At 67.4% G+C, this 13,199-nt stretch carries 13 protein-coding genes; 9 read left to right on the top strand and 4 right to left on the bottom strand.

Features of this window, described 5'->3' with window-relative positions:
- Positions 1-86: 86 nt before the first annotated feature.
- Positions 87-2,414 carry an NAD-dependent DNA ligase LigA gene (gene ligA, locus D1604_RS04205; RefSeq protein ID WP_119412296.1) on the bottom strand — a complete coding sequence of 776 codons (2,328 nt, stop codon included), beginning with the start codon at positions 2,412-2,414 and terminating at the stop codon, positions 87-89.
- Between the two features lie 147 nt (positions 2,415-2,561).
- Between ligA and D1604_RS04200 the strand changes: the two genes are divergently transcribed.
- From D1604_RS04200 to D1604_RS04190, 3 genes are all read left to right on the top strand, one after another.
- Positions 2,562-3,527: a M28 family peptidase gene (locus D1604_RS04200; protein ID WP_119412295.1), complete on the top strand. Its 966-nt coding sequence runs from the start codon at positions 2,562-2,564 to the stop codon at positions 3,525-3,527.
- 89 nt (positions 3,528-3,616) lie between these two features.
- Entirely contained in the window at positions 3,617-4,240 is a 624-nt protein-coding gene (locus D1604_RS04195; RefSeq protein ID WP_119412294.1) for a methyltransferase family protein, read from the top strand.
- On the top strand, positions 4,237-4,752 hold the full coding sequence (locus tag D1604_RS04190; protein ID WP_119412293.1) for a hypothetical protein: 516 nt from the start codon (positions 4,237-4,239) through the stop codon (positions 4,750-4,752). Before D1604_RS04195 ends, D1604_RS04190 begins: the two co-directional genes overlap by 4 nt.
- A 135-nt stretch (positions 4,753-4,887) precedes the next feature.
- Here D1604_RS04190 and D1604_RS04185 read toward each other — a convergent pair whose 3' ends face one another.
- The gene (locus tag D1604_RS04185; RefSeq protein WP_119412292.1) at positions 4,888-5,352 is read right to left on the bottom strand and encodes a peptidylprolyl isomerase; all 465 of its coding nucleotides are present in this window, start codon (positions 5,350-5,352) and stop codon (positions 4,888-4,890) included.
- An 80-nt stretch (positions 5,353-5,432) separates the two neighbouring features.
- Between D1604_RS04185 and D1604_RS04180 the strand changes: the two genes are divergently transcribed.
- The gene (locus D1604_RS04180) at positions 5,433-6,155 is read left to right on the top strand and encodes an RlmE family RNA methyltransferase (RefSeq protein ID WP_119412291.1); all 723 of its coding nucleotides are present in this window, start codon (positions 5,433-5,435) and stop codon (positions 6,153-6,155) included.
- Here the strand turns inward: D1604_RS04180 and D1604_RS04175 are convergent.
- Positions 6,152-6,712: a DUF2061 domain-containing protein gene (locus tag D1604_RS04175; protein WP_119412290.1), complete on the bottom strand. Its 561-nt coding sequence runs from the start codon at positions 6,710-6,712 to the stop codon at positions 6,152-6,154. The genes D1604_RS04180 and D1604_RS04175 overlap by 4 nt on opposite strands.
- Positions 6,713-6,840: 128 nt before the next feature.
- On the opposite strand from D1604_RS04175, the gene guaB reads away from it, so the two are divergent.
- The 5 genes from guaB (at position 6,841) to guaA (ending at position 12,313) form a co-directional block, all read left to right on the top strand.
- On the top strand, positions 6,841-8,301 hold the full coding sequence (guaB, locus tag D1604_RS04170) for an IMP dehydrogenase (RefSeq protein WP_119412289.1): 1,461 nt from the start codon (positions 6,841-6,843) through the stop codon (positions 8,299-8,301).
- A gap of 65 nt (positions 8,302-8,366) precedes the next feature.
- Positions 8,367-8,765 (top strand): MAPEG family protein, encoded by a 399-nt coding sequence (locus tag D1604_RS04165; RefSeq protein ID WP_119412288.1) that lies wholly within the window; start codon positions 8,367-8,369, stop codon positions 8,763-8,765.
- A 1-nt stretch (position 8,766) separates the two neighbouring features.
- Positions 8,767-10,062, top strand: a complete 1,296-nt coding sequence (locus D1604_RS04160) for an RsmB/NOP family class I SAM-dependent RNA methyltransferase (protein WP_119412287.1) — start codon at positions 8,767-8,769, stop codon at positions 10,060-10,062.
- A complete protein-coding gene (locus D1604_RS04155; RefSeq protein WP_119412286.1) occupies positions 10,059-10,754 on the top strand; it encodes a 5'-methylthioadenosine/S-adenosylhomocysteine nucleosidase in 696 nt (231 codons plus the stop codon). Before D1604_RS04160 ends, D1604_RS04155 begins: the two co-directional genes overlap by 4 nt.
- Positions 10,751-12,313: a glutamine-hydrolyzing GMP synthase gene (gene guaA / locus D1604_RS04150; protein ID WP_119412285.1), complete on the top strand. Its 1,563-nt coding sequence runs from the start codon at positions 10,751-10,753 to the stop codon at positions 12,311-12,313. The genes D1604_RS04155 and guaA overlap by 4 nt, the downstream gene beginning before the upstream one ends.
- 211 nt (positions 12,314-12,524) lie before the next feature.
- Here guaA and D1604_RS04145 read toward each other — a convergent pair whose 3' ends face one another.
- The gene (locus D1604_RS04145; RefSeq protein WP_029673426.1) at positions 12,525-13,133 is read right to left on the bottom strand and encodes a TetR/AcrR family transcriptional regulator; all 609 of its coding nucleotides are present in this window, start codon (positions 13,131-13,133) and stop codon (positions 12,525-12,527) included.
- Between the last annotated feature and the right edge of the window lie 66 nt (positions 13,134-13,199).

The following is a 13,199-nucleotide window of genomic DNA, read 5'->3' as shown; positions in this document are numbered from 1 at the left end:
TTGGGAGGGAGGTTGATCCGGGTTTCCGTCGGAAACAAGGCCGAACTTATGAAGTTACATCAAGGATTACATGACCTTAGGTCAAGTTAGCCGCCGATCAGCGTCAGCCATTCGTCCTCGCTGAGGACGCTAACGCCATGCTTTTCCGCATCTTTCAGCTTGGACCCGGCGCCGGGGCCGGCGACGACGTAGTCGGTCTTTTTCGACACTGAGCCCGAGACCTTGGCGCCGAGGCTTTCGGCGCGGGCCTTGGCTTCGTCGCGGGTGAAGCGTTCCAGCGAGCCGGTGAAGACGACCGTCTTGCCCGCCACGGGGCTGTCGGTCGTGGGGGCGGCTACGTCCTCGACGCGCTCGAGCTCGGCCAGCAGGGCGTCGACGACCTGAAGGTTGTGCGGTTCGTGGAAGAAGTGGGCCAGAGCCTCGGCGGCGACCGGGCCGACGCCGGAGACGCCCGCGATCTGGTTCAGCATGTCGGAGGGGCCTTCGTTGCGCGCGACGGCGGCCCAGCGGGTCAGGTCGGTCCAGCCGTCCGAGATCTCCGCCAGCGAACGGCGGGCGGGGGCGGCCATGCCGGGGAAGGCGAGGGCGATCTTCTGATCCATGGGCGCCTCGGGCCACGGATCGTCGGCGGGCGGCTGCGCCTCGGCCATCAGGCCCAGAACGCGGGTCGAGATGGCGTGGGTCGCGGCCAGCAGTTTCCAGTCGTCGCTGGCGAGGCCGTTCGCGGCGGCCATGCAGGCGTCGCGGAAGGCGGCCCAGCTGCCGAAGGCGCGCGACAGGACCAGAGACGTCTGCTCGCCGATCTCGCGCACGCCGAGGCCGAAGATCAGGCGGTCGAGGGAGATGACGCGCCGCGCGTCGATCCCGGCGATCAGGTTGCGGACGCTGGTCTCGCCATAGCCGTCCTCGGCGCGCAGCAGGGCCAGCTTCTCCTCGTCGCGGGCGAGGCGGAAGATATCGGCGGGCTCCTTGATCCAGCCGCGCGCGTGGAAGGCGATCAGCTGCTTTTCGCCAAGCCCTTCAATGTCGAAGGCGCGGCGGCTGACGAAATGCTTGAGACGTTCGACGATCTGGGCGTCGCAGATCAGGCCGCCGGTACAGCGGCGCTTGACCTCGTCTCCCTCGCGCACGGCTTCGGAACCGCAGACGGGGCAGACGGTGGGGAAGACGTAGGGCTGGGCGCCCTCGGGACGCAGCGTATCGACCACGCCGACGATCTGGGGGATGACGTCGCCGGCGCGTTGCAGGACGACGGTGTCGCCGATGCGGACGTCCTTGCGGGCGATCTCGTCTTCGTTGTGCAGGGTGGCGTTGCGGACCACGACGCCGCCGACGGTGACGGGGTGCAGGCGGGCGACGGGGGTCAGAGAGCCGGTGCGGCCGACCTGGATGTCGATGCCTTCCAGCACGGTCGTCGCCTGTTGCGCCGGGAACTTGTGAGCGATGGCCCAGCGGGGGCTGCGGGCGATGAAGCCGAGGCGGTTCTGCCAGTCCAGCCGGTCGACCTTATAGACCACGCCGTCGATGTCGTAGCCGAGGCGGCTGCGATCGGCCTCCAGCGTCTGATAGACGCCGATCAGGCCGTCGGCGCCTTCGACGCGGGCCGAGCGGTCGTTGACCTGAAAGCCCCAGCTGCGGAAGGCCTCCAGCGCACCGTGTTGCGTCTCGGCGAACGGCGCCGAGGTCTCGCCCCATGCATAGGCGAAGAAGGTCAGGGGGCGCTGGGCCGTGATCTTCGGGTCCTTCTGACGCAGCGAGCCGGCGGCGAAGTTGCGGGGGTTGGCGTAGGTGCGCTTGCCTTCAGCCTCGGCCGCCGCGTTGAAGGCGTCGAAGGCGGCGTTGGGGGCGTAGACTTCGCCGCGGATCTCGATGACGTCGGGCCAGCCGGAGCCGGTCAGGGTCTGGGGGATGCTGGCCAGCGTGCGCAGGTTGGCGGTTACGTCCTCGCCGGTCTTGCCGTCGCCGCGCGTGGCGCCCTGAACCAGAACGCCCTTTTCATAGCGCAGGCTGGCCGAGAGGCCGTCGATCTTGGGCTCGGCGACGAAGGCGATGGGCTCGTCGCCCGGCAGCTTCAGGAAGCGGGCGATGCGGGCTGCGAAGTCGCGCACCTCGCCGTCGTCGAAGGCGTTGTCCAGCGACAGCATGGGCACGCCGTGGCGGACCTCGGCGAACTGGGTGGAGACGGGGGCGCCGACGCGCTGGGACGGGGAGACGGGGCTGGAGAGGGCCGGGAAGGCGGCCTCGATGGCCAGGGCGCGGCGCTTCAGGTCGTCATAGTCGGCGTCGGAAATCTCGGGCGCGGCGTCGGCGTAATAGAGGGCGTCATGGCGCGCCAGTTCGGCCGACAGGCGATCCAGCTCTTCGCGCGCCTGGGCTTCGGTCAGGGTTTCGACAGGCGTGAAGAGATCGGACATGAGAATCGCAGGAAGTCGGCAAAGGCGGAACGGTTCCTTATCATTCCCCGACCTTGATGGCAGACGCGGCATGACAGAAACGTAATCTGACGCGGCGGCCGGAGGCCGCTAGCGTCGCGCCTCAAAAGATTCCTGCCGGAGCCCTCCATGCGTCCTGTCCTCGTCAGCCTGTCCGTGATCGCCGCCGCCCTAACGCTGGCCGCCTGTGAGACGACGACCGCGCCTGTGGTCGAGACGCCCGCTGTCGAGGCGCCGCCGTCGGGCGGCTACGCCCAGTTGATGGACGACCTGCGCATCCTGTCGGCGGACGACATGCAGGGGCGCGACACCGGGTCCGAGGGCGGGGCCAAGGCGCGCGACTACATCGTCGGGCGGCTGGAGGCGCTGGGCGTTCAGCCTTCGCCGATGGGCCGTCTTCAGCCGTGGGAGATGCTGGGCCGCACGCGCGAGGGGACCAAGACCTATAACGGGACCAACATCATCGGCGTCATCCCCGGCACGCGCGTGGCCGACAAATACATCGTGGTGACGGCCCACTATGACCACGTCGGCGTTAACGACGGCCAGATCTTCAACGGGGCGGACGACAACGCATCGGGCGTGGCGACCATGCTGGAGCTGGCCAGACGGTTGAAGGCTGACCCGCCCGAGCACAGCGTGCTGATCGTGGCGCTGGACGGCGAGGAGCGGGGGCTGCTGGGCGCCAAGCATTTCGTCGAGGCGCCGCCGGTGCCGCTGCATGCGATTTCGATGAACCTGAATTTCGACATGACGGCGAGGGCTGACAGCGATGGCAAGCTGTGGGTGACGGGGACGTATCAGCATCCCTATTTCCGTCCGGTGCTGGATCAGGTTCCGGCGCGCCGGAACGTCGCCTTCGCCTTCGGCAAGGACACGCCCGAGGACAAGGGCGCCGACAACTGGGTCGAGGCGTCGGACCACGCCGCCTTCCACCGCGCGGGCCTGCCGTTCCTCTATTTCGGCGTGAATTATCACCCGGACTACCACCGCCCCAGCGACGACTTCGAGAAGGTCAATCCGGCGGTGTTCCAGGACTCGACGGAATTGGCGATCGGCGGGTTCCGGGCGCTGGACCGGTGGCTGGATCAATGACGGCTGTCGCAAAACACTTGCAAAGATAGGCCTTGAATCCGCCGTCAGAGCGGCGTTCTGTCGCACCCTCATCAGTCGAGGAAATATAGATGTCGGCGACGCAAGGGTTTGACCTCCAACGGGTGCAGAAACTGCGCAAGGCGGCGCTTCTGGTCGGATTGATCGGCGTGGTCGGACTGGCCTTCGTGAGCCGGTCCATCGGCGGCGAGACCATGCTGCACGAAGGGCTGGAAGCGTTCGGCCTGGGCCTGATCGTCGTCTGCATCGTCGGGCGGGCCTGGTGCTCCCTCTATATCGGCGGGCGCAAGAAGGCCGAGATCGTGGATCGCGGTCCCTATTCGATCAGCCGCAACCCGCTGTATGTGTTCAGCTTCATGGGGGCGTTCGGCGTGGGGGCGCAGACGGGCAGCGTGACGCTGGCGACCGTCTTCCTGCTGCTGACGGTGGCGGTCTTCTACGCCACGGTGAAGCGCGAGGAGGCCTGGCTGGCGGGCGCCTTCGGCCAGACCTATGCGGACTATTGCGCGCGCACGCCGCGGTTCGGACCGGACTTCTCCAAATGGCGCGACGCCGACAGCCTGGAGGTGCGGCCGCAGTTCTTCCTGACGACGCTGCGTGACGGTCTGGTCTTCCTGCTGGCCGTGCCGCTGTTCGAGTCGGTCGAGCATCTTCAGGACATGGGCTGGCTGTCGGCTCTGGTGCATCTGCCTTGAGGGCGCTGCCGATCCTGTTGGCCGGGGCTCTGGCCCTGACGGCGACGGCCTGTGATCGGGGGGCGACGCCAGACAAGGCGCCCTTGGCGACGGCGTTCAGGCACGACCTGCCGGAAGACGTGTCCGGCTACTACATCCCCACGACGGCGGTGCAGGTCGGGGACTGGCGGCTGCATCACCTGTTCATGGGACAGGTTCCCGACTTCATCGCCTGGCGCGACGGCGCGCGGACGGCGGGTTTCGCGCCGATCATGATGGAGTTCGAGGCGGGGGATAGTAAGCGGCGCACGCGGCTGATTCCGACGGCCTATGAGGTGACCGAGGACCGTGTGCGCTTTGAGGCGTCATCGCGCGAGCTGGGCGCGGTGTCGTTCGAGGGGGCGCTGGACCAGGGCGCGCTGGCGACGGCGCGGCGCAATCTGGGCGATCAGGGCGTGGTCCTGAAAGGACGGCTGAAGGTCGGGGACCGGACCTTCGACGGGGTGTCGATGCGGTGGTGGGCGGGGGACTGATCTTCTCCTCCCCATTTCATGGGGAGGTGGCGCGGCGCGTAGCGCCGTGACGGAGGGGCTGCCCGGTTCCGCTGTCGCAAGCCCCTCCACCACTACGTGGTCCCCCTCCCCACGCAGTGGGGAGGAGATTTATGATCAGGCGACGGTCGCCTTGACGATCTTGCCCGGCGCGCGCGGGGGCTCGCCCTTGGGCAGGGCGTCGACGTGTTCCATGCCTTCGATCACTTCGCCCCAGACGGTGTACTGGCCGTCGAGGAAGCGGGCGTCGTCGAAGCAGATGAAGAACTGCGAGTTGGCGCTGTCCGGGTTGGCGGTGCGGGCCATCGAGCAGACGCCGCGGACGTGCGGCTCCTTCGAGAATTCCTGCTTCAGGTTCGGCTTGGACGAGCCCGAGGTGCCGGTGCCCGTCGGGTCGCCGCCCTGGGCCATGAAGCCCGGAATCACGCGGTGGAAGACCACGCCGTCGTAGAAGCCTTCCTTGGCCAGGTCGGTGATCTGCTTGACGTGGTTGGGCGCCAGGTCGTCGCGCAGCTTGATGACGACGTTGCGGTTTTCGCCGTCGCCGGTGTCCAGGGTGAAGGTCAGGGTTTGGTCGGCCATCGGGCGCTCCTTGAGGTTATGCGAGCCGGAATTGTGCGCGGGTCATAGCGGCTGAACGCCGTCAGGGCTATGTGGGAAGCATGAGTGAAGACGAAAAGCCCGCCGACAAGCCGCAGGAACGCCGCCGCATGGTGCGTCTGCCTACGGGCGGCACGGCCTCTGGCCGCAAGGTCGGCCAGAAGATCAAGACGGCCGACAAGAAGTCCCTGTCCAGCCAGGCGTGGATCAAGCGACAACTGTCGGACGAGTGGTCCGACCGTGCGCGCGCCGAGGGCTGGCGCAGCCGCGCGGCCTTCAAGCTGATGGAGATCGACGACAAGTTCCGTCTGATCAAGCGCGGCTCGCGGGTCATCGACCTGGGCGCCGCGCCGGGCGGCTGGGTGCAGGTGGCGCTGGATCGTGGTGCGGCGGCGGTGGCGGGCGTGGACCTGCTGATGATCGAGCCGATTCCGGGCGCGACGCTGATTCAGGCGGACTTCACCGATCCGGGCGTGGATCAGCAGATGCTGGACGCCATCGGCGGACCGCCTGATCTGGTGCTGTCGGACATGGCGCACAACACGATCGGCCACCGTCAGACGGACCACCTGAAGATCATCGCCCTGATCGAGATCGCGGCCGATTTCGCCATCCGCACGCTGAGGCCGGGTGGGAATTTCGTGTCGAAGAACTTCCAGGGCGGCGACGCCGGCGGGGTGCTGACGCGCCTGCGCGAGGAGTTCGAGACGGTGAAGTATGTGAAGCCGGAATCGAGCCGCAAGGGCAGCGCCGAGGTCTTCCTGGTGGCGCTGAACAAACGTTAGGCGGACGCGCCGTCCGCCTGAGAGGCGGCGCGCCGGGCGGCTTTCCTTGCTTCGGCGCGCGTCCAGATGCGGTCGTGCAGGGTGAAGAAGACCGTCTGCACCAGCGGCTCGATCGTGCCGATGGCCAGGGCGATGCGGATGTCGCGCGTCAGGGCGAAGGCCACCAGAACCGCCACGGTGAAGTGCATCAGGCCGTAGGTGACGGTCTTCAGCGCCACCTGCTTCAGGTTGCGGGGCAGGGCGTGGCTGTGGCCATGATGGTTGTGGGCGCGGTTCTGCTCATGCGCGTCCATGACCTCCAGGCGGGCGGTGAAGGCCTCGGCGGTTTCCTCGACGCCGGACAGCATCTTGCGCCGCTCGACCCGGTGCCAGACGCGGTCGTGGATGGAATAGGCGACGGTCTGGACGATCGGCTCGATCACGCCGACGGCGAGGGCCAGCCGCCAGTCGCGCGTCAGGGCGAAGGCCACCAGGATGGCCACGATCAGGTGCATCACGCCATAGCTCGCGATCTTGAGAGCGAGCTGTCGCGCCGTGTTGATCAAGATGCGAACCATTGTCGGGGAATGCGGCCCTTCGCCGTCCGTTTCAAGGCAATTCCTCTTATATGCACGATAGCGCGGGCTTGGGGTTGCGGTTCCCCGCCAACGGGGGCTATACGCGGCCCGCAAAATGGAGGCTCCAAATGGAGATACGCGAAGGCCTAACCTTCGATGACGTTTTGCTCGAACCCGGTCCGTCCGAGGTCATGCCCGCTGATGTCGATGTCTCGACCCAGCTGACGCGCGAAATCAAACTGAACATCCCGCTGTTGTCGTCCGCCATGGACACGGTGACGGAAAGCCGTCTGGCCATCGCCATGGCGCAGGCCGGCGGCCTGGGCGTGCTGCACCGGAACATGACGATAGACGAGCAGGCCGAAGAGGTCCGCGCCGTCAAACGCTATGAAAGCGGCATGGTGGTGAACCCGGTCACCGTCGCCCCCGACACGACACTGGGCGAAGTGCTCCAGATCGTCGAACGCAAGAAGATCACCGGCTTCCCGGTCGTCGATCCCAAGAGCGGCAAACTGGTCGGGATGCTGACCAACCGCGACATGCGCTTTGAGACGGACCTGAACCTCAAGGCCGCCGAGTTGATGACAACCGGCGAGCTGATCACCCTGCGCGAAGGTTCGGCCGGGCGCGAGGCGGCGCGCGAGCTGCTGCGCACCCGCAAGATCGAGCGGGTCATCGTGGTGGACGACGCCTATCGCGCCGTCGGTCTGATCACGATGAAGGACATTCAGAAGGCGCAGGCCTTCCCCAACGCCTGCAAGGACGAGCAGGGCCGTCTGCGCGTCGGCGCCGCCTCGACCGTCGGCGACGCCGGGTTCGAGCGGGCGATGGCGCTGGCCGATGCGGGCGCGGACGTGGTGGTGATCGACACCGCTCACGGCCACTCGGCTTCGGTCGCCCAGGTGGTCGAGCGGATCAAGCGCGAGAACAACCGCGTCCAGATCATCGCCGGCAACGTCGCCACCTATGACGCCACCCGCGCCCTGATCGACGCGGGCGCCGATGCGGTGAAGGTCGGCATCGGGCCTGGCTCCATCTGCACCACCCGCATCGTCGCGGGCGTGGGCGTGCCGCAGCTGACGGCCATCGTCGACGCCGCCCGCGCGGCGGAAGGCACGGGCGCCTCGGTCATTGCGGACGGCGGCATCAAGTTCTCGGGCGATCTGGCCAAGGCCATCGCGGCGGGCGCCAATGTCGCCATGATGGGCTCGATGTTCGCAGGCACGGACGAAAGCCCCGGCGAGGTCTTCCTGTACCAGGGCCGGTCCTACAAGTCGTATCGCGGCATGGGTTCGGTGGGCGCCATGGCGCGCGGCTCGGCCGACCGCTACTTCCAGAAGGAAGTCTCGTCCGAGAAGCTGGTCCCCGAGGGCATCGAGGGCCAGACCGCCTATAAGGGCCCGATCGCCCCGGTGGTGCACCAGCTGGTCGGGGGCCTGCGTGCCTCGATGGGCTATGTCGGCGGCGCCACCATTCCGGACTTCCAGGAGCGCGCGCGCTTCGTCCGCATCACCAATGCGGGCCTTCGTGAAAGCCACGTCCACGACGTGATGATCACGCGCGAGGCGCCCAACTATCGTCAGGGCTGACCTGATCCGCTCCCGGCCCCGGCCGGGAGCGGTTTTGTTTTGGGCCTGCGGAATAGGAGACAGGCATGACGACTGAACTGACCTATCTGGCGGCAACGCTGGTGCTGGCCCTGGTGCAGGTCTTCCTGCCCGCCTTTGCTCGAACGCGTGAGTTCGGCCCGTCTTGGAACGCCGGAGCGCGGGACAAGACGCCTGAGGCTAAAAGCCCTGTCGTGGGACGACTGGAGCGGGCGCAGGCCAATCTGTTCGAGACCCTGCCGCTGTTCATCGGCGCCGTGCTGATCGCCCAGGTCGCCGATCGGACCGGCGCGCTGACGGCGTGGGGCGCGGCCCTCTACTTCTGGGCGCGCGTCGCCTATATCCCGCTGTACGCCCTGGGCGTTCCCTATATCCGGTCGCTGGTCTGGCTGGTCTCGCTCGCGGGACTGGCGCTGTGCCTTCTGGCCCTTTTCATCCGAGTCTGATTTGACCCCAGCCGCCCGTCTGGCCGCCGCCGCCGCCATCATCGACAGCATTTCGCAGGGCCGTCAGCCCGCGGACGCCGTGCTCAAGGCCTGGAGCCAGCAGAACCGCTATGCCGGTTCAGGCGACCGCCGCGCCATCGCCGAGCGCGTGTATCAGGTGCTGCGCGCGCGGGGCCGTCTGTCGGCCTTCATGGGCGGGCGTCAGGACGGACGCGCCCTGATCGTCGGCGCCCTGTCGCTGCTGGACGGCGCGACGCTGGAGGAGATCGAAGGCCTCTACAACGGCGAAGGCTATGGCCCGCGTCCCCTGTCCAAGCACGAACGCGGCCGCATCGCGGCGCACGAGGATGCGGCCGATCTGGCCGAGGTCGCCCTGCCGGACTTCGTGACGGCGGATCTGAAGACGGTTCACGGCGACCGCTGGCGTGAAGAGGTCGAGGCCTTGAGCGGTCGCGCCCCGGTCGACCTGCGGGTCAACGGTCTGCGCGCCACGATGGAAGAGGTCGAGGCCGAACTACGCGACGCCGGTCTGTCGCCCCAGCGCACCGAGCTGTCGGGCTGGGGCCTGCGTCTGGACGCGGAGCCCGCGCCGAACGTGCAGCCGCTGGACGGTTTCCAGAACGGTCATTTCGAGATTCAGGACGAGGCCAGCCAGGTTGTCGGCTGGCTATCCGGCGCCTTCCCCGGCGCGACGGTGGTGGATTACTGCGCGGGCGGCGGCGGCAAGACGCTGGGTCTGGTGCAGGCTATGCAGGGGCAGGGCGCGCTGATCGCCTGCGACGTCTCGGCCAAGCGGCTGGACAATGTGAAGCCGCGACTGGCCCGCGCGGGCGTCGAGGCCGACCTGCGCCTGCTGGGCACCAATGGCGGCGGGGTCGAGGACCTGAACAGTCAGGCTGACGTGGTGTTCGTCGACGCGCCCTGCTCGGGCTCGGGCGCCTGGCGGCGTCGGCCGGAGGACAGCTGGCGTCTGACGGCAGAGGAAGTCGCCCGGCTGCACGCGCTGCAACTGCGCATTCTGGGGCAGGCGACCAAGCTGGTGCGGCCGGGCGGGCGCCTGGCCTATGTCACCTGCTCGGTGCTGGGCGCCGAGAACGAGGCCACGGCAGCCGCCTTCGAGGCCGCGCATTCGGACTTCAAGCCCGTCCCTGTCGCCGATGCGGCGCATAGCGCGGACCTGACCGAGGCGGGGCGCGAACGCCTGACTGCGCTGGCGCAAGGAAACCAGCTGCGCCTGTCGCCCGCCGCGACCGGCACGGACGGCTTCTTCATCGCCCTATACGAGCGCGCTTCATGAGGCTTGAGCGCTACGGCGCCGTCACGGTCCTGCCGGTGATGGCGGCGCCTGCGGAATACGGCGAGCACCTGCGCGCCCGCATCGACCCGCTGATGACCGGCATCGGGCCGGTCGAGGGGGCTGTGGCGCTGACGGCGGCTCTGGCGAGGCTGGAGGCGAGGGGAGAGACGCCGGATCTGATCCTGTCGCTGGGCTCGTGCGGGTCGCGCGTGCTGGATCATGCGGTGGTCTATCAGGCATCTTCCGTGGCCTATCGCGACATGGACGCCAGCGCCCTGGGGTTCGAGAAGGGCGTGACGCCGTTGCTCGACATGCCCGCCGTTCTGCCGCTGCCGTGCCCCATCCCCGGCGTGCCAAGCGCGCGCCTGTCGACCGGCGGCAACGTCGTCTCGGGCGCCGCCTATGACGCCATCGACGCCGAGATGGTGGACATGGAGACGTGGGCGCTGGTCCGCGCGGCCCAGACCTTCGGCCTGCCTCTCGTCGCCCTGCGCGGCGTGTCGGACGGCAAGGCCGAGCTGACGGGCCTGCATGACTGGACCTCGACCCTGCATCTGGTGGACGAGAACCTGGCCCAGGCCGTGGACAGCCTGATCGCGGTGCTGACGGATCACGGCCTCTCCGCCCTTGAAATTCCGGCCCTTCAGGGCCAAACCCTCGCGCAATCGCTCGCCCCGGATTCGACCTCATGACCCAGCCGACCCAACACCAGAAGGTGCTCATCGTCGATTTCGGCAGTCAGGTGACGCAGCTGATCGCGCGTCGCCTGCGCGAGGCCGGCGTCTATTGCGAAATCCATCCGTTCAACAAGGCGGGTGAAGCTTTGGCGGCGATGCAGCCGCAGGCCATCATCCTGTCGGGCGGCCCCAACTCGACGACTGACGCCGACAGCCCGCGCGTCGACCGCGCCGTCTTCGACTATGGCGCGCCGATCCTGGGCATCTGCTACGGCGAGCAACTGATCTGCGCCGAGCTGGGCGGCAAGGTCGAGAGCGGCCACCACGCCGAGTTCGGCCGCGCCGAGATCGTCATCACCCAGGACAGCCCCCTGTTCGCGGGCGTCGCTTCGGTCGGCGGTCGCGAGCCGGTGTGGATGAGCCACGGCGACCGCGTGACGGCCCTGCCGGAGGGCTTCCACGTCATCGCCACCTCGGAAGGCGCGCCCTTCGCCGCCATCGCCGATGAGACGCGCAAGATCTACGGCGTGCAGTTCCACCCCGAGGTGGTGCACACGCCGCGCGGCGCCCAACTGTTGAAGAACTTCACCCATGGCGTCGCGGGCCTGACCGGCGACTGGACCATGGCCGCCTATCGCGACGAGCAGATCGCCAAGATCCGTGAACAGGTCGGCGACGCCAAGGTCATCTGCGGCCTGTCGGGCGGGGTCGACTCATCGGTCGCCGCCGTGCTGATCCACGAGGCCATCGGCGACCAGCTGACCTGCGTCTTCGTCGACACCGGCCTGATGCGCAAGGGCGAGGCCGACCAGGTCACGACCCTGTTCCGCGAGCACTACAACATCCCGCTGGTGCAGGTTGACGCGTCTAAGGAGTTCCTCGGCGAGCTGGCCGGGATTTCGGACCCGGAAACCAAGCGCAAGACCATCGGCCGCGTCTTCATCGAGGTGTTCGACCGCGAGGCGAACAAGATCGAAGGCGCCGCCTTCCTGGCCCAGGGCACCCTCTATCCGGACGTGATCGAGAGCGTGTCCCCGACCGGCGGCCCCTCGCACGTGATCAAGAGCCACCACAACGTCGGCGGCCTGCCGGACTTCATGAAGCTGAAGCTGGTCGAACCCTTACGCGAACTGTTCAAGGACGAGGTCCGCGCGCTAGGTCGTGAGCTGGGCCTGACCGACGCCTTCGTCGGCCGCCACCCCTTCCCCGGACCGGGTCTGGCCATCCGCATCCCCGGCGAGATCACGCCGGATGCGGTCGCTACGCTGCAGGACGCGGACGCCATCTATCTGGATGAGATCCGCAAGGCGGGCCTGTACGACGACATCTGGCAGGCCTTCGCCGTTCTGCTGCCGGTCAAGACCGTCGGCGTCCAGGGCGACGCCCGCACCTATGAAAAGGTGCTGGCCCTGCGCGCGGTCACCTCGACCGACGGCATGACGGCCGACTTCTACCAGTTCCCGTGGGATGTGCTGGCCAAGACCGCCACGCGCATCATCAACGAAGTCCGCGGCGTCAACCGCGTCGTCTACGACGTGACCTCCAAGCCGCCAGGGACGATCGAGTGGGAGTGATTCACGCCTTATGGCGCCCTTTCGAAGTCACTTCCGAAAGCGCCGATAGTCACTGAACAAAAAGTGGATTCTGACGAGACCCTTCGAAGTCTTTCGGAGGGTCTCGCTTTTGTGACGTCGACCCTTTGGCGGAATGCTCGCCAAAGTCGGGGAACGGCTTCGGGATCAAGCGATCGCTTGTGGGAGCACGCCCAAAGGCGCTGCGCGCGCACTAGGCGGTGCGCGGGCGCATGGCGAGGAAAGTCGGCAGCAAACTGGCCGTGACCCTGCGACTGGCGTCCTCGGATTGACCAAGCATGCCTCGAAGGGGAGCGCCTATCAGGGCATCGCCAAATGCGCCGAGTGCGATGAAGAGGACAGCCGAGCCAACAGTCTCGTCAGGAAGGTCTACGCCCAGGCCCAGCTTCTCCTGGATGGCGACGACGAGGCTTTGAACGGCTTCGCGCACGGGTTCGAGGTGCGACAGGTCGCCGGATAAGGCGATCCAAGCCGCCAGGCGTCCCGCGCCCCCGGCCGAGAAGGCGTCGAAGACGGCGTTGATCAGCTCTAACGGCGCTCCTTCATCGGTGCGTAATCGGTCGACGGCGGCGTCCAGGGCGTCGCTGAGATCAGCCACCATCGACCCCATCAGAGCTGACTGGAGGCCGGCCGCTGAGCCGAAATGGTGGATCAGGTTTGCATGGGTTACGCCGATTTCAGCTGCAACGGCGGCCAGTGTGACGGCGTTCGGCCCCCCCGAAAGCAAGAGAATCCGTGCTGACGCCAGAGCCTCACGACGAGCTTCCTCAGGCGAACGGCGACGGCGGCGCGGCTTTTCCATTTTTCCAGTCGATGCTTATAAAAGTGACATTTATGTAGATAGCAGTCTCTTACGGGCCGTCCGGAG

Source organism: Brevundimonas sp. LPMIX5, assembly GCF_003576505.1.
GTDB classification, from domain to species: Bacteria; Pseudomonadota; Alphaproteobacteria; order Caulobacterales; family Caulobacteraceae; genus Brevundimonas; species Brevundimonas naejangsanensis.
The sequence above is the reverse complement of the archived record's forward strand: the minus strand, read 5'-3'. Positions and strand labels throughout refer to the sequence as shown.